The sequence below is a fragment of the Billgrantia pellis genome (assembly GCF_008297955.1).
GTDB lineage: Bacteria > Pseudomonadota > Gammaproteobacteria > Pseudomonadales > Halomonadaceae > Halomonas > Halomonas pellis.
This window is the reverse complement of record NZ_VTPY01000007.1, coordinates 26604-41227: the sequence shown is the minus strand read 5'-3', so window position 1 is coordinate 41227 and position 14624 is coordinate 26604. Positions and strand designations below refer to the sequence as shown.

15 protein-coding genes are annotated in these 14624 nt (G+C 63.4%); 10 read left to right on the top strand and 5 right to left on the bottom strand.

The features are described 5' to 3' along the window. The first annotated feature begins 11 nt into the window (after positions 1-11). The 7 genes from hmgA (at position 12) to F0A17_RS17310 (ending at position 7746) form a co-directional block, all read left to right on the top strand. Complete coding sequence (hmgA, locus tag F0A17_RS17340; protein ID WP_149329865.1) at positions 12-1319, top strand: homogentisate 1,2-dioxygenase; 1308 nt, start codon at positions 12-14, stop codon at positions 1317-1319. A gap of 72 nt (positions 1320-1391) precedes the next feature. Next, positions 1392-2411 carry a fumarylacetoacetate hydrolase family protein gene (locus F0A17_RS17335; protein WP_149329618.1) on the top strand — a complete coding sequence of 340 codons (1020 nt, stop codon included), beginning with the start codon at positions 1392-1394 and terminating at the stop codon, positions 2409-2411. Positions 2412-2430: 19 nt separating this feature from the next. Next, complete coding sequence (gene maiA, locus F0A17_RS17330; protein ID WP_149329617.1) at positions 2431-3075, top strand: maleylacetoacetate isomerase; 645 nt, start codon at positions 2431-2433, stop codon at positions 3073-3075. 314 nt (positions 3076-3389) lie between these two features. Beyond that, positions 3390-4175, top strand: a complete 786-nt coding sequence (locus F0A17_RS17325; RefSeq protein ID WP_149329616.1) for a hypothetical protein — start codon at positions 3390-3392, stop codon at positions 4173-4175. A gap of 70 nt (positions 4176-4245) precedes the next feature. Further along, a complete protein-coding gene (locus F0A17_RS17320; RefSeq protein WP_149329615.1) occupies positions 4246-5025 on the top strand; it encodes a hypothetical protein in 780 nt (259 codons plus the stop codon). A gap of 298 nt (positions 5026-5323) precedes the next feature. After that, on the top strand, positions 5324-6538 hold the full coding sequence (locus F0A17_RS17315) for a multidrug effflux MFS transporter (protein WP_149329614.1): 1215 nt from the start codon (positions 5324-5326) through the stop codon (positions 6536-6538). 2 nt (positions 6539-6540) lie between these two features. Then, positions 6541-7746 carry an MFS transporter gene (locus F0A17_RS17310; RefSeq protein WP_149329613.1) on the top strand — a complete coding sequence of 402 codons (1206 nt, stop codon included), beginning with the start codon at positions 6541-6543 and terminating at the stop codon, positions 7744-7746. Here the strand turns inward: F0A17_RS17310 and F0A17_RS17305 are convergent. Beyond that, complete coding sequence (locus tag F0A17_RS17305) at positions 7741-8136, bottom strand: SpoIIAA family protein (protein ID WP_187774727.1); 396 nt, start codon at positions 8134-8136, stop codon at positions 7741-7743. The two genes, F0A17_RS17310 and F0A17_RS17305, sit on opposite strands and share 6 nt — an antisense overlap. An 86-nt stretch (positions 8137-8222) precedes the next feature. Continuing rightward, positions 8223-8387 carry a DUF1127 domain-containing protein gene (locus F0A17_RS17300; RefSeq protein ID WP_149329611.1) on the bottom strand — a complete coding sequence of 55 codons (165 nt, stop codon included), beginning with the start codon at positions 8385-8387 and terminating at the stop codon, positions 8223-8225. Between the two features lie 170 nt (positions 8388-8557). Here F0A17_RS17300 and F0A17_RS17295 point away from each other — a divergent pair, with 170 nt between their 5' ends. Continuing rightward, positions 8558-10000: an aminotransferase-like domain-containing protein gene (locus F0A17_RS17295; protein ID WP_149329610.1), complete on the top strand. Its 1443-nt coding sequence runs from the start codon at positions 8558-8560 to the stop codon at positions 9998-10000. Beyond that, positions 9942-10160: a MerR family transcriptional regulator gene (locus F0A17_RS17290; RefSeq protein WP_149329609.1), complete on the top strand. Its 219-nt coding sequence runs from the start codon at positions 9942-9944 to the stop codon at positions 10158-10160. The genes F0A17_RS17295 and F0A17_RS17290 overlap by 59 nt, the downstream gene beginning before the upstream one ends. A 9-nt stretch (positions 10161-10169) precedes the next feature. On the opposite strand, the gene F0A17_RS17285 is transcribed toward F0A17_RS17290, so the two are convergent. Together F0A17_RS17285 and F0A17_RS17280 are read right to left on the bottom strand one after the other, a co-directional pair. After that, a complete protein-coding gene (locus tag F0A17_RS17285; protein ID WP_149329608.1) occupies positions 10170-10373 on the bottom strand; it encodes a DUF2783 domain-containing protein in 204 nt (67 codons plus the stop codon). A 1-nt stretch (position 10374) separates the two neighbouring features. After that, positions 10375-12054 carry an FAD-dependent monooxygenase gene (locus F0A17_RS17280; protein ID WP_149329607.1) on the bottom strand — a complete coding sequence of 560 codons (1680 nt, stop codon included), beginning with the start codon at positions 12052-12054 and terminating at the stop codon, positions 10375-10377. A 107-nt stretch (positions 12055-12161) separates the two neighbouring features. On the opposite strand from F0A17_RS17280, the gene F0A17_RS17275 reads away from it, so the two are divergent. Next, positions 12162-12941 (top strand): helix-turn-helix transcriptional regulator, encoded by a 780-nt coding sequence (locus tag F0A17_RS17275; RefSeq protein WP_149329606.1) that lies wholly within the window; start codon positions 12162-12164, stop codon positions 12939-12941. 153 nt (positions 12942-13094) lie between these two features. Here the strand turns inward: F0A17_RS17275 and nhaC are convergent, their stop codons facing one another. Next, positions 13095-14621, bottom strand: coding sequence for a Na+/H+ antiporter NhaC (gene nhaC / locus F0A17_RS17270; protein ID WP_149329605.1), 1527 nt, complete (start codon positions 14619-14621; stop codon positions 13095-13097). Positions 14622-14624: the final 3 nt, after the last annotated feature.

The window sequence follows — 14624 nt, the reverse complement described above, 5'->3', positions numbered from 1 at the left end:
GATCCCCCATGATGAACGAGACATTGGCCTACCAGAGCGGTTTTCGCAATCACTTCGCCAGCGAGGCGCTGCCCGGCGCCCTACCGGTGGGTCAGAACTCGCCTCAAAAGTGCGCCTACGGTCTCTACGCCGAGCAGCTCACCGGCTCGGCCTTTACCGCACCACGCCACGAGAACCTGCGCAGCTGGCTCTACCGCATCCGTCCCTCGGTGGTGCAGAGTGCGTATCGCCCGCTGGGCGAGAACCGCGTGGCCACCTCGCCGCTGGCCAAGCCCGCCGCCGACCCCAACCAGATGCGCTGGGATCCGCTGCCGATTCCCGCCGAGCCCACCGACTTCATCGATGGGCTGCTGACCCTCGCCGTCAACGGCGACGCCGGTAGCCAAGCCGGCTGTGGCGTACACGTCTACGCCTTCAACCAGGACATGACCGAACGCTTCTTCTACGATGCCGACGGCGAGCTTCTGATCGTGCCGCAGCAGGGCAGCCTGCGCCTGCGCACCGAACTCGGCGAACTCGAGGTCAAGGGCGGCGAGATCGCCGTGATTCCCCGCGGGATGAAGTTCCAGGTGCGCCTGGCCCAAGGCAGTGACGCCGCCCGCGGCTACATCTGCGAGAACTACGGCAGCCCCCTGGAGCTGCCCGGCCTCGGCCCCATCGGCGCCAACGGCCTGGCCAACCCGCGTGACTTCGAGAGTCCGGTGGCCGCTTACGAGGATCTCTCCGGCGACTTCGAGCTGGTGGCCAAGTTCTCCGGACGCTTCTGGGCCACGAAGCTCGACCACTCGCCGCTGGACGTGGTGGCCTGGCACGGCAACTATGCCCCCTACAAGTACGACCTGGCGCGCTTCAATACCATCAACACGGTGAGCTTCGATCATCCCGACCCCTCGATCTTCACCGTGCTGACCTCGGCCTCCGATACGCCGGGAATGGCCAACATCGACTTCGTGATCTTCCCGCCGCGCTGGATGGTGGCGGAGAGCACCTTCCGCCCGCCCTACTTCCATCGCAATCTGATGAGCGAATTCATGGGTTTGATCCACGGCGAATACGACGCCAAGGCCGAGGGCTTTTTGCCCGGCGGCGCCAGCCTGCACAACTGCATGTCGCCCCACGGCCCCGACGCCGACACCTTCGAGAAGGCCTCGAACGCCGAGCTGACTCCACAGCGCCTGGATGCCACGCTGGCCTTCATGTTCGAGAGCCGCTACGTCTACCATCCCACCGAGGCAGCGCTGAATGCGGACTTCCGCCAGCGCGACTATGTCGATGTGTGGTCGACGCTGCGCTCGCATTTCGACTCGCAGCAGCCCTGACAGCCTGAGCGACGAATCGCTGAACCGGACGGGGCCGACGAGCCCCGCCCCTGACGAAAGGATTGAGACAAGATGAAACTCGCTACCCTGAAGAACGGCCGCGACGGCGAACTGCTCGTGGTTTCCCGCGACCTGGGTCAGGCCGTTTCCGCCAGCGACATTGCTGCCACCCTGCAGCAGGCGATCGAGAACTGGGACGCCGTGAGCCCCAAACTGGAAGCGCGCTACGCCGAGCTCAACGACGGTAGCGCCGAGGGCGCCTTCACGCTGGACCAGAGCAAACTGCACTCGCCGCTGCCGCGCAGTTTCCACTGGGCCGACGGCTCCGCCTACCTCAACCACGTCAAGCTGGTGCGCCAGGCGCGCGGCGCCGAGCTGCCCGAGAGCTTCTGGAACGACCCACTGATGTACCAGGGCGGCGGCGATCGCTTTCTCGCCCCCACCGAGGACATCGAGGCGGTCAGCGAGGAGCACGGCATCGACTTCGAGGGCGAGATCGCGGTGATCACGGACGATGTGCCCATGGCGGTGACCCCGGAGCAGGCCACCGGTCACATCAAGCTGCTCATGCTGGTCAACGACGTCAGCCTGCGCGGACTGATTCCTGGCGAACTGGCCAAGGGTTTCGGCTTTTTCCAGGCCAAGCCGGCCTCGAGCTTCTCGCCCATCTGTGTCACTCCCGACGAACTGGGTGACGCCTGGCAGGAGGGCAAGGTGCACCTGCCGTTGACGGTACACCTGAACGGCGAGAAGTTCGGCGAGCCGGAAGCCGGGCCGGACATGATCTTCAGCTTCCCGGAGTTGGTCGCCCACGCCGCACGCACCCGCTACCTGGGCGCCGGTGCCATCGTCGGCTCGGGCACCGTCTCCAACCCCGACGCCAACGGCGGCCCGGGCAAGCCGATCGCCGACGGCGGCGTGGGCTACAGCTGCCTGGCCGAAGTGCGCATGGTCGAGAAGATTCTCTACGACGAGGTCAAGACGCCTTTCATGCGCTTCGGCGACCGGGTGCGCATCGAGATGTTCGATCGACAGGGCAAGAGCATCTTCGGCGCCATCGACCAGCAGGTGGTGAAGTACCAGCCCAAGTGAACGGCCAGGGAGAGGCAACATGATCACGTTGTACGGCTATTTCCGCTCCTCGGCGGCATATCGGGTGCGCATCGCGCTCAACCTCAAGGGTCTGGCCTATGAGCAGGCCCCGGTGAACCTGGTCAAGGGTGAGCAGCGCTCTGAGGACAACCTTGCCCGCAATCCCCAAGGGCTAGTGCCGGTGCTCGTAACCGACGACAGCACGCAGCTGACCCAGTCGCTGGCGATCTGCGAGTACCTCGACGAGCACCACCCCGAGCCGCCACTGCTACCGGCCGACGCCGAGGGCCGCGCCCGGGTGCGCTCGTTGGCCCAGCTCATCGCTTGCGAGATCCACCCGCTCAATAACCTCAAGGTACTTAAGTACCTGGTGCGCGAACTGAAGGTGGACGACGATGCCAAGCTGGCCTGGTACCGTCATTGGATCGCCGAGGGCTTCAGCGCCCTTGAGGCGCGGCTCGCCAACGAGCCCGGCACCGGCACCTTCTGCCACGGCGATACCCCGACGCTGGCAGACATCTGCCTAGTGCCTCAGGTGTTCAACGCCGAACGCTTCGAGTGTGATCTCTCCGCCTACCCGACTCTACAGCGCATCACCAAGCGCTGCCGCGAGTTGGAAGCCTTCGCCAGGGCCGCCCCAGGCGAGCAGCCGGATGCAGGGTAGTTTCCCTTTTCGACAATAGCTCAATCGTCAGTAAACCGTTTTGCCTCCATCGTCCGATCGATGGGGGCGCTTTTCATTTAGAAATCAAAAATACTAGATTTTACCAATACGCAAACATTAGAGATTTACCGTCCATCGCTTAACTCTCTCGCCGCACATTGATATATAAAAAATAAAACAAAAAAGCACTTCCGACACTCCATTAATTACAAAGTTGGCAGCTAGCTTTACTGACATGGCCTGTTTCGTGACGTCGAAATTCGGCGCAGGCAAATGGCCTAGCTTAAATTTAAACAAATCTAAAGGAGTTAGACATGTTTAAAAAGCTGCTTATGACAACGGCAATTTCAACCGCGCTGGCCATGACGGGATCCGCCGTGGCCCAGCAATCGGATCAAGGTAGCCAGTGGAGCGACAACAACCGTTTCTCACAGCAAGGCCAAGACAATCGATGGCGCGACCAGGATCGCAACCGCTATGACCCGAGCGGGCAGAACCGGCAGTGGCAGGACCAGGACCGCAACCGCTACGACCCGAGCGGGCAGAACCAGCAGTGGCAGGACCAGGACCGCAACCGCTACGACCCGAGCGGGCAGAACCAGCAGTGGCAGGACCAGGACCGCAACCGCTACGACCAGGGCGGCATGGACCAGCGGTGGCGCGACCAGGATCGCAATCGCTACGACCAGGGCGGCATGGACCAACGATGGCGCGACCAGGATCACCGCCGCAGCGGGCAGAACCAGCGGTGGCAGGACCAGGACCGCAATCGCTACGACCAGGGCGACATGGACCAACGGTGGCGCGACCAGGACCGCCACCGCTACGACCCGAGCGGGCAGGACCAGCGGTGGCAGGACCAGGACCGCCACCGCTACGACCAGGGCGGCATGGACCAGCCGTGGCGCGACCAGGACCGCAACCGCTACGACCCGAGCGGGCAGAACCAGCAGTGGCAGGACCAGGACCGCAACCGCTACGACCCGAGCGGGCAGAACCAGCAGTGGCAGGACCAGGACCGCCACCGCTACGACCAGGGCGGCATGGACCAGCGGTGGCGCGACCAGGACCGCAATCGCTACGACCCATACGGCAATTAACCACCTGCATCGCCAGCCGTTCATCAACTGAGTTGTGACTCAACGCACACCCGAGTTCATCGGAGGAACCATGTTTAAAAGAATGCTAATTGTCACTGCGGTATCGACCGCGCTGGCCTCGACCAGCGCTTTGGCGCAACCGCAGGAGAGCCGTGACGGTTACCGTTACGATAACCAACCCCGTGGCAGTCAGCCGTGGAACGACAGTGACGGTCAGCAGCGAGGTGGGAGCTACGATTACGACAGGCAGCGACATCAAGGCGGCCCGTCATGGGACGACAGGGCGTCCCAACCATACCGGAGCGATAGCCAGAGGAGCTCGCAGCAGAACCCACCCTGGGACGATCAGACCCGCGAATCGTACAGGGACGACAGCTACGGTGATGATCGCAACCAGGGAAACCAGTGGGATGATCGCAACCGCCCCCAGTATCGCGGGGACCGCTATGACGGCGGCAGCCAGGGAAGCCAATGGGACAGTTCCAGTCGCGGTTCCGGCCCCCATGGCCGGCAGGACGACCAACAAGCCCACCACCTCTTCATGCAGGGCTATATGGAAGGCAAGATGGAGGGCTTGCAGGAAGGTGCCATTAGAGGCTATCGCCAAGGTTTCGTAGACGGGCTCCAAGAGGGTCAGAACGGCCAGAGCGATAGCCAGAGCGGCTCATCGATGCGCGATTCGCAGCGTTCCATGGACCGCAGCGACACCCGCGGTACAGCGAACCAGGGCAGCACGACGGAACGCGATAGTCGCAGCACGTCCGACACCGAGGCTTCCTCCCCTTCCGAAGAACCGACCACCACGCCGGATCTGGGTGAGGACGACGAGACAGACTCGGAATCGAACTGACAGAAGCGTGACCAGGAAAGGCCAGAGGCAGCGGCTACGCTTCTTCTGGCCTTCCTGTTCCCCCTACGGCTACGGCACGCACGCGTGTCTGCAATCCTTGGCGTCAATCGAAGCCATGCCTGTGATAGGGTTTCATTCGAGATCCACATGGCTGCGCAACCCAGCCTCGTTTCCGCTACAATAAGCAAGCTAACGACCGGCGGGCGTCCCTCCCTCCTGTTACCACGGTTTTCGACAAGCCGGGGTGCCAGGAAGAGACGCCCGCCGGTCGTTGATCCTCTTCTCCAGGAGAACCGATGTGCTGAGGCTGAAGTCCCCTGCCACGGTGGTGGCGCTGGCAGCGCTGACCGCGCTGGGCCCGCTAGCCACCGATATGTACTTGCCAGCGATGCCGGCGATGGCCAAGGCGCTCGATACCGGCCCCGACCAGGTACAGTTGACGCTTAGCCTGTACATGGCCGGCTTCGCCATGGCGCAGCTGTTCTGCGGTCCGATCTCCGATCGCTTCGGCCGCAGGCCGATCATGATCGCCGGCTTCGGCCTATTCCTGCTGGCAAGCCTGCTATGCGCCTTCGCTCCTAGCGTCGAATGGCTGTTGGCCGGCCGCTTCCTTCAGGCCCTGGGCGGTGCCGCCGGTCCGGTGCTGGGGCGTGCCGCGGTGCGCGATATCTACGGCCCCATCGAGGCCGGGCGTATGCTCTCCTACATGGCCAGCGTCACGGCACTGGCACCGGCGCTGGCACCCATCGTCGGCGCAGGGCTGCTGCTGTTTTTCGGCTGGGAATCGATTTTCCTGCTGCTGACGGTTTACGCCGCGGCGATGCTGCTGGTCCTCGCCTTTCTCATGCCGGAACCGCTGGCCCGGGAGAATCGCCAGTCGGTACACCCGGCCATCATCTTGCGCAACTATCGCATGCTGCTCGGACAGCGCGCCTTCATGGGCTACACGCTGGTCAATGCCAGCGGCTTTGCCGGTCTGTTCGCGTTTCTCTCCGGCTCCTCCTTCGTTCTCATCGAATTCATGGGCATGTCGCCCTTCGAGTACGGCATCGGCTTCACCCTGATCGTCGCCGGCTTCTTCAGCGGCACCCTGATCAGCGGCCGCTATAGCCATCGTCTGGGACGCGACCGCCTGCTACTGCTGGCCACGGCGATGTGCGCGCTGGCCGGTACCACGATGGCGGGCCTGGCGGCGATGGGTGTCTTCTCTCCCTGGGCGGTGATCGGCCCGCACATCCTGTTTTTGGTCGGTTTTGGCATCGTGATGCCACAGAGCATGTCCGGGGCGCTGGCGCCCAATCCGCAGTGTGCCGGTTCGGCTTCCTCGCTGTTCGGCTTTCTGCAGATGACCATTGCCGCCTTCGGCGGGGCGCTTGTCGGCCGCTTCCACGACGGCACTTCACTCACCATGGCCATGTCCATCGGTCTTGGCGGCGTGCTCTCCCTGGTGGCGTACCAGTTGCTGGTGCGACCGGCCAGCCAGGCGGCGGCCTCCACCCAGGCACGGCCGTAACGATGAGTCGTAGCGCCCCTCCCCGTCTCGTCATCCTGCTGCTGGCCCTGGCCGGCTTCGCCAGCATGGCCTCGATGCGCGTCACCGACGCCATGCTGCCGGCGCTGTCACAGGCCTTTGCCCGGCCGCTGGCCGACGTCGCCCAGAACATCACCCTGTTTGCCATCGCCTATGGCGTCCTGCAGCTCTGCTACGGCCCGTTGGGAGACCGCTTCGGCACCCTGAGAGTAATCGGCCTGGCCACCCTGGCCTGCGCCGTGGGCGCGCTGGGCTCGGCACTGGCCGATTCGCTGCCCGCGCTGTTGCTGTTTCGCACCCTGAACGGTGCCACGGCGGCGGCGATCATCCCGCTCTCCATGGCCTGGGTCGGCGACAACGTGCCCTACGAGCGGCGCCAGGTGGCACTGGCACACATGCTATCGGGCGCGGTGATGGGGCTTATCAGCGGCCAAGTGGCGGGCGGCTTCCTGGCCGATACGCTCGGCTGGCCGGCAGCATTCGGCCTGCTGACGCTGCTGTTCCTTGTCGCCGGCAGCCTGCTGCTGGTGACGCTTCGCCAACGTCCCGAACTATCTCCGGCCAAGGTGGCCCAGGGACGCATCGCATTTTTCTCACGGATTCGCGAGGTGTTGCTGATCGCTCGTGCGCGACGCATCCTGGCACTGGTGTTTCTCGAGGGCATCGCCGCCTTCGGTGCACTGGCTTTTGCCGCCAGTCATCTGTACGAGCGGCTGGGGGTCTCGCTGACCCAGGCCGGCCTGATGATCGCTCTGTTCGGGGTCGGCGGGCTGGTCTTCGCCGCCCTGGCGCGACCGCTGGTCGCCCGGCTGGGCGAATCGGGTCTGGCCGCGGGCGGTGGTGTACTGATGGGGCTCGGCTTCTGCCTGTTGGCATTGGCCACCCAGGCGCTAGCGGCCACTGCCGGTGCCTTCTGCGCCGGTCTCGGCTTCTACATGATGCATAGCACCCTGCAGATCAACGCCACCCAGATGGCGCCTGCCATGCGCGGCACCGCCATGGCGGTATTCGCCGGCTGTCTGTTCCTCGGCCAGTCGGTGGGCGTCAGCCTCGGTGGGCTGTTGCTGCGGTTGACTGGGAGTCTGTGGTTACTGGTCGGCACCGGATGCTGGCTGCTGGCGCTGGGGCTCGCCTTTGCCTGGCTGCTGCGCCAATGGCACGTCGAACAGCCCAACGCCGTACCGTCATAGCCCTTCGCTAATCAGATCGTCCCGGAAGCCGGCGACCCAGCGCATGGCCTCTTCCAGTTCGCCCGCATGAAAGACCCGCGCCTCGATCTGGGGAAACAGCTTGTCGGCCAGTTTGGTCGTCATCTCGATCCAACGCTTGTCGCCGATCACCGCGGCGCGCTTGAAGCGGTGATACTCGCCCAGCTTGCTCATGCCGTAGGCCAGGTCGCGCTGCAGCGCCTTTGCCGTCATGTGCTCGAACTGCGTCAGATCGGCCAGCACGCCGATCTGTTCGTTGTGCGCTAGCTTTGTTTCGATCGCGGGAATGATCACATCGTAATCTTCGCCACGCAGCGTTCCGGATAGACGAAACGCGGCCACGTACTCGGGGGCCGGCAGAATCTCGATCATCGTGTCTCCTTCATGCTGTCCGGTTGCGTCCTTGGTCTTCTTATACGGCAGCATGGACCGGCCTGGGTTCCCGTGCACGCCGGCTGTCAGCGCCAGAATGGCTTGCGCGCCTCGCGCTGGGCCGTGGGACGGTCGAGTCCGACGTCGTCGAGCAGGTGCTGGTCGAGGTCCACCAGCCTGCGCCGCGAATGATGGCGCTGACGCAAATACTGCCACCTGTCACGCAACCGCCTCCAAGAATGGAAAAGCATGGCCGTCACCTCTCTTCGCAGGGTACGAGATAAGATTACGGCGGTTCTTTTTATCGATACAGATTCAGATTTCCACTATATTACCGATACAGAGAGACGTCTTGGGGCTGCTGTCCTGGGCGAGCTTTCTTTAACTGTACCGCTATCATGAACGAACAGGTAAAATTGTCATGAAACGTTACGATCAGGTGGCCCAGGCCTTGGCCCAGCGCATCGAGCAAGGACAGTATCGCGTCGGCGACCGGCTGCCCTCGGTGCGTGCCGTATGCCGCGAGCTAGGTGTCAGCGTGTCCACGGCGCAGGAGGCCTATCGCCGCCTGGAAGAAGCGGGATTGGCGGAGGCGCGTCCACGTTCGGGCTACTACGCGCTGCCCGTCGCCCGCCCCGAGACGCTGCCCCGAGTCACGCGCCCCGCCCAGCGCCCTCTCGAGGTGTCACAGTGGGATCAGGTGCTGGAGTTGGTGGCGCCCTCCCCCGAAGAGGACGACCGGCTGATGCTAGGCCGCGGCGTACCCGATCTCGACGCCCCCAGCCTGCGCCCCCTGAAGCGCGAGCTGGCCACCCTGCACCGCAGGGTAGGCACCTATGGGCTCAATTACGACAGCCTGCAGGGCAGTCTGGCGCTCAGACGCCAGGTCGCCCGGCTGGCAACCGCTTCGGACTGCCTGCTGCACCCCGACGACGTTCTGATCACCACCGGCTGCCAGGAGGCGCTGTCGCTCGCCCTACGCACCCTGACCGAGCCCGGCGACGTGGTGGCCGTGGACTCGCCGAGCTTCTACGGCACCATGCAAATCCTCAAGGCAAACCGGCTCAAGGCGCTGGAGATTCCCACGGATCCGCGTACCGGCATCAGCCTGGAGGCACTGGAGCTGGCCCTGGAGCAGTGGCCGATCAAGGCCATCCAGCTCACGCCGACATGCAACAATCCACTCGGCTACACCATGCCTGAGGCGCGCAAACGCGAACTGGTGGCTTTGGCTCAACGCTTTGACGTGGCGATCATCGAAGACGACATCTACGGCGACCTGGCCTTCACCGCGTCTCGCCCACGCAGCGTCAAGAGCTTCGACGACGAGGGCCGGGTGCTGATGTGCAGCTCCTTCTCCAAGACGTTGATGCCGGGGCTGCGGGTCGGCTGGATGGCGCCGGGCCGTCATCGCGACCAGGTGCTGCACATGAAGTATGTCTCCACCGGCGCCTCGGCGACCCTGCCGCAACTGGCGGTAGCCGAGTTCGTCCGGCACGGCCACTACGAACGCCACCTGCGCGAGATGATCCGCCAGTATCGCCGTCACCGGGACATCATGCTGGGCTGGGTCGATCGCTATTTTCCAGCCGACACCGGAGTGAGCTACCCGCAGGGCGGTTTCCTGCTGTGGCTGGAGCTGCCGGGGGTGGACTGCGTGCGACTCAAGGATCGTCTGGCGGAAGAAGGGCTGCATATCGCCCCGGGCTCGCTATTCTCGGCGTCGGGCAAGTACCGGCACTGCCTGCGGCTCAATTATGCCGCCGCCATGACGCCAATCATCGAGGCGGCGCTAGAATGCGTGGGTGCCATCGCGGCCACGCTGCGAGAAACGCGGCCTGATCACGCCCCCACTCAGGCGTGAAAACGGTTACCGCGAATACACCGAGCAGACCCTGGCGGAGCTGCGCTTCGTGCGCCGAACCCGCGAACTGGCATTCCGCCTCGACGAAATTCGCGAGGCCGAGGCCAAGATGAGCATGATCGACGACCTGCTCGCGCGGCTGAAAGCCGCCTCGGCCTGAGCACTGTCGCTACGCTGAGGTTTCCTCGACGCCTTGGCGCGCCTCCTCGATGGCCGCCATCACCCGCTCGAGATCGCCCACGCGATGGGCCAGCGCCAGCGCCAACTGGGCCAGGAACAGGCGCTCCTGCGCCTCGGGCAGTGCGTCCAGGGTCTCGGCCAGGCGCTCGTAAGTCCGCTCCAGATCGGCGAAGGGAAGCGTCGTATCGGTCATTTCAGTTTCCTCCCAGGGCAGTGGCGAGTGCGGCTTCGAGGTCGCCAGGCTCGGGACGTTTCCAGCGCGCCGCCACGTGGCGGTCGGGGCGTATCAGGTAGGCGCTGCCGGGATCGGCGCCATAGGCGGCGAACAGGTTGCCGTTGCGATCCGCCAGTGTATTGTCGGAACCGGGTTGGCGCGCCACGGTTAGCACATCGATACGCTGTCCGGCGGCTTGCAGCGCGTTCAGGCACTCGGCCAGTGCCGGATCGATGCTTCCATCGTGGCTGAAGTGCAGCAGGGTGAAGCCGCTGCCCAAGTAGTCGAGCAAAAAGCCGTCCTCGCTCAGCCGGCGGTTGAACAGCGGCGCACCGGGCATCGGCCCGGCATTGAAGCCAGCCTCATCGGCCAGCGTCAGCGGGCTCTCGGCGTAGGTGTAGGGCGTGACCTGGCGCGGGTTGGCGAAACCGCTGGCGTAATCGTTGTGCAGCGCCAACGACAGGGCAGCGTCACGCATCAGCCGGTAGCCGCGGCTCGGCGGGGTCATGAAGCGGGTGCTCTTGCCGGCGTTGGCAAACACATCGAGGGTAGCGCCGCGCCGCTCGGGTGTGTAGCTGTCGAGCAGCCGCTCGGAGGCCTGCTCCTTCAACACCCAGGCGAGCTTCCAGCCGGCGTTGGCGGCATCGGCCAGGCCGTTGTTGAGGCCGCGCACGCCGAAGATCGGCACCAGATGGGCGCTGTCGCCGATGAACAGCACGCGGCCATGGCGGTAGTCGTCCAGCGCCAGAGTGTAGGCCTTGTAGAGGCTCCACCACTCCAGTTCCCAGTCGTCCCTTTCGCCCAGCACCTCACGCACGATCTGGCCCACCCTATCGCGTATGTTCCCTTCCTCCACCGCGGCTTCGGGATCCTCGTCGGGACTGAGCTGGTAGTCGATGCGCCAGATGTCATCGGGCTGCTTGTGCACGAGAATCGTCGAATCGGGCAACGCCGCGGAGTGGAAGAAAGCCCGGCGCTCGGTGGGAAAATCCGAATGCATGCGAATGTCGGCGATCACGTAGCGCCCTTCGTAGGCTTCGCCATGCAGCGCAAGCCCCAGCGCCTTGCGCACCATGCTGCGCGCGCCGTCGGCAGCCAGCAGATAGTCGCATTCGAGGCGGTAGTCGCCCTCCGGCGTGGCCACCTCGAGGGTCACGCCGTCCTCCTCCTGGCGTACCCCGGTTACCGCGCTTCGCCAGCGCAGCTCGATGCGCTCGCTCTCGGCAGCCTTGTCGATCAGAAACTTCTCGATGTATTGCTGCTGCAGGTTATACATCGGCAGGAAGCGCTCCTGCTGGGTGTGAGGCATCTCGAAGCGGTAAATCTCGCGGTCGCGAAAGTAGGTGCGGCCCCGGGTCCATCCCAGTCCCTTCTCCACGAAGGGACCATCGACGCCGAGCTGCTGCAGAATTTCGAGGCTATGGCGGGAAATGCAGATCGCCCGCGAGCCGTCGTTGACGGTGTCCTTGTCGTCGAGCACCACCGAGTCGACGCCATGGCGGGCCAGCTCCAGCGCGGCGGTGACGCCCACCGGGCCGGCACCGACGATGGCCACGCGGTGACGTGTCGGCCCGCCCTCCAGCTCGGCAGGACGAACGAAGGGGAAATGCGGATAATCGAAATAGAGCGAGTCGGTTTCGGCGCGTCCGGCGGGTCGCATGGGCGGCTCCTGTTGGCGTTGTCGTCTGCTGATAGCCTATCCCGAGGCAAGTACGACAGCTGTCCCGTAAAAGCCGGGACACCGCATCACACGAAATGGAGAAGGACATGAGCGAAGCCAAGGCGGCGGAGGACGATTGGCCGAGCCTGGTGCCGGCCATGGCGGAGTGCGTGGCGCGACTGGGCGAGCCGGGCTTCGACGAGGTCCTGCTCGCCCTGCTGCGCCAGGCGGTGGGCATCGAACAGTGCATGGTGTTTGCCTTCGATGGCCGCGACGACGTCGACTGCCTGCTGGCAGCCAACGAGCGAGCGCCACGGGTGGCCGGCCGTCTGGCCGAACTCTACACCGGCGGCCTGTTTCGTCAGGATCCCAACTACCAGCGCCTGCGCCGTCGGCTCGATGAAGGCAGCAATCTCGCCGCGGCGGAAATCACGCCGATGCAGGCCGAAGCCATGCCCGACGTCTACCGCAGCCACCTGTTCGCCTTTCCCGACCTGGTTGACAAGGTATCGCTGACCCTGCCCGGCCAGGAGAGCGTCTACTATCTCAACCTCTATCGTGGCAGCGAGGCCGGCCCATTCGACAACAACGACCTGACCCGCCTCGACGCCCTGGCCCCCCTGCTGGCCAGCCTGATGCGTCGCCACTACGGCCAGTCCCGACCGCTCTCGCAACGTCCCAGCATCGAAGAAGCCGCGGTGCTCGCCCCGCTGTCGGAGCGCGAGCGCCAGCTTTGCCTCTACCTGCTGCGCGGCCATACCCTCAAGACCGCCGCCGCCGAGCTCGACATCGCCCTTTCCACCGCCGAGACCTATCGCAAGCGCGCCTACGCCAAGCTCGGCGTGCCCTCCAAGGCGCGGCTGGTGGCGCTGTGTCGGCGGCGGTGACCGATCGAACTCGCGACGATGCCCCGCGCTACGGCGAATATATCTTGTCCTCCCCATTGTCGTCCGGCCAGCCAGAAGGGGCGCCTCATCTGGCCAATCTCAACTCAGCTAATACCCAAGCTAGAATAAAGCGCCCCACCCGCCATGCTGCTCTCAAACCAAGCGGGCCGAAGTTCCCACTGCGGCACTCGCAGCAGCCCCTAAATCCTCCGTTGTGGCAACGGCTTCATTCTGTTCTTTCCAGAGCGCACGCTCGGCATCCGTCGCCTTGGGGGAGAAAATGCCAAGCTGTGAATAGAGAATGCCGATAATGGGCGATATCCAGCAAGCGAAGGCAAGTGGGATATATAGCAGGTTTTCAACATTACCCTCTGCTATGCCCAGGCCCAGCACACTGATAACAAAGGCCCCACCAGCATTCCATGGCACCAGGGGAGACATCAGCGTACCCCCCTCTTCAATAGCACGGGACAGGTTCAGCGTTGAATAACCCAGGCCGCGATAGGTCGGGGCGTACATACGACCAGGCAAAGCAATAGAGAGGTAGGGGTCGCCTGCGACCAAGTTGGTGGAGAAAGAAGTCAACATGGCAGAAGTCTGAACTCCTTTAAAACTCTTCACCTTGGACATGATCGCCTGAATAATCGTCTCCAGGCAACGTGTTTTCTCCAACGCACCGCCAAACCCCAAGGCAATAAGAATCAAAGAGATAGTCCACATCATAGACTGAATGCCACCGCGGTTGAGCAGGCTATCCATCGCCTCGACACCGGTTTCGATGCTATAACCGTAGTTAGCATAGGTCACCACTTCATGCAGGCCGACGCCTTGAACCATCATTGCCGTCGCCCCACCCGCAAGCACGCCGGCAAAAAGAGAGGGGATCGGCGGCATGCGCTTAACAGCTAGAATGATGACCAGCAATGCTGGCAGTAACAACCAGGGGGAAATAGTAAAATTATCGTTCAGCGCCGTGGTTATGGAATGGATTCGCTCAAAGGAGGCTGTCTGGTCATCGATCATGCTGAAGCCGGCAACCAGGTAGATCGCCAGCGCAATCAGCATCGCGGGAATGGTCGTTGGCAGCAAATTCTTGATGTGCGAAAAAATATCGGTTCCGGTAACTGCTGGTGCAAGATTGGTCGTATCTGAAAGCGGCGACACCTTATCACCGAAGAAGGCTCCAGAAACCACAGCCCCTGCCGTCCAGTACATGGGGATATCGAAACCGGCACCGATACCCATCAATGCAAGGCCGACGGTCCCGACAGTCCCCCAGGAGGTGCCCAGGGAAACCGAGACTACCGAACAGAGAATCATGGCAGCGGCGAGGAAAAACGCTGGGGATAACAGGGTCAGCCCATAGTAAATCAGGCTCGGCACCGTCCCACTAGCGATCCATACTCCAACAATCATTCCTACGCATATCAGTACGGACACTGATGGCAGTGACACATGAATGACGTGAAAGACACCTTCCTCGATCCGCTTCCATTTAAAGCCAAGCTTCACACCCACCAGAGAGGTAATAGCCAGACCGACAGCCAATGGAATGTGCGGAGTAAAATCACCGAAATAAAAAATTTGTACACCAATAGCCGCTAGCGTTAACAGCACAGGTGTAAGTGCCAGCGCAAGGCTTGGCTTTTGAAGCTCCACGGATGCTTTGTTTTCTCTCATTTT

Excerpts from the sequence above, each read along its gene's own strand:
- hmgA (WP_149329865.1), top strand. The coding sequence starts at position 12 with ATGAACGAGACATTGGCCTACCAGAGCGGTTTTCGCAATCACTTCGCC.
- F0A17_RS17335 (WP_149329618.1), top strand. The coding sequence starts at position 1,392 with ATGAAACTCGCTACCCTGAAGAACGGCCGCGACGGCGAACTGCTCGTG.
- maiA (WP_149329617.1), top strand. The coding sequence starts at position 2,431 with ATGATCACGTTGTACGGCTATTTCCGCTCCTCGGCGGCATATCGGGTG.
- F0A17_RS17325 (WP_149329616.1), top strand. The coding sequence starts at position 3,390 with ATGTTTAAAAAGCTGCTTATGACAACGGCAATTTCAACCGCGCTGGCC.
- F0A17_RS17320 (WP_149329615.1), top strand. The coding sequence starts at position 4,246 with ATGTTTAAAAGAATGCTAATTGTCACTGCGGTATCGACCGCGCTGGCC.
- F0A17_RS17310 (WP_149329613.1), top strand. The coding sequence starts at position 6,541 with ATGAGTCGTAGCGCCCCTCCCCGTCTCGTCATCCTGCTGCTGGCCCTG.
- F0A17_RS17305 (WP_187774727.1), bottom strand. The coding sequence starts at position 8,136 with ATGATCGAGATTCTGCCGGCCCCCGAGTACGTGGCCGCGTTTCGTCTA.
- F0A17_RS17300 (WP_149329611.1), bottom strand. The coding sequence starts at position 8,387 with ATGCTTTTCCATTCTTGGAGGCGGTTGCGTGACAGGTGGCAGTATTTG.
- F0A17_RS17295 (WP_149329610.1), top strand. The coding sequence starts at position 8,558 with ATGAAACGTTACGATCAGGTGGCCCAGGCCTTGGCCCAGCGCATCGAG.
- F0A17_RS17285 (WP_149329608.1), bottom strand. The coding sequence starts at position 10,373 with ATGACCGATACGACGCTTCCCTTCGCCGATCTGGAGCGGACTTACGAG.
- F0A17_RS17280 (WP_149329607.1), bottom strand. The coding sequence starts at position 12,054 with ATGCGACCCGCCGGACGCGCCGAAACCGACTCGCTCTATTTCGATTAT.
- F0A17_RS17275 (WP_149329606.1), top strand. The coding sequence starts at position 12,162 with ATGAGCGAAGCCAAGGCGGCGGAGGACGATTGGCCGAGCCTGGTGCCG.
- nhaC (WP_149329605.1), bottom strand. The coding sequence starts at position 14,621 with ATGAGAGAAAACAAAGCATCCGTGGAGCTTCAAAAGCCAAGCCTTGCG.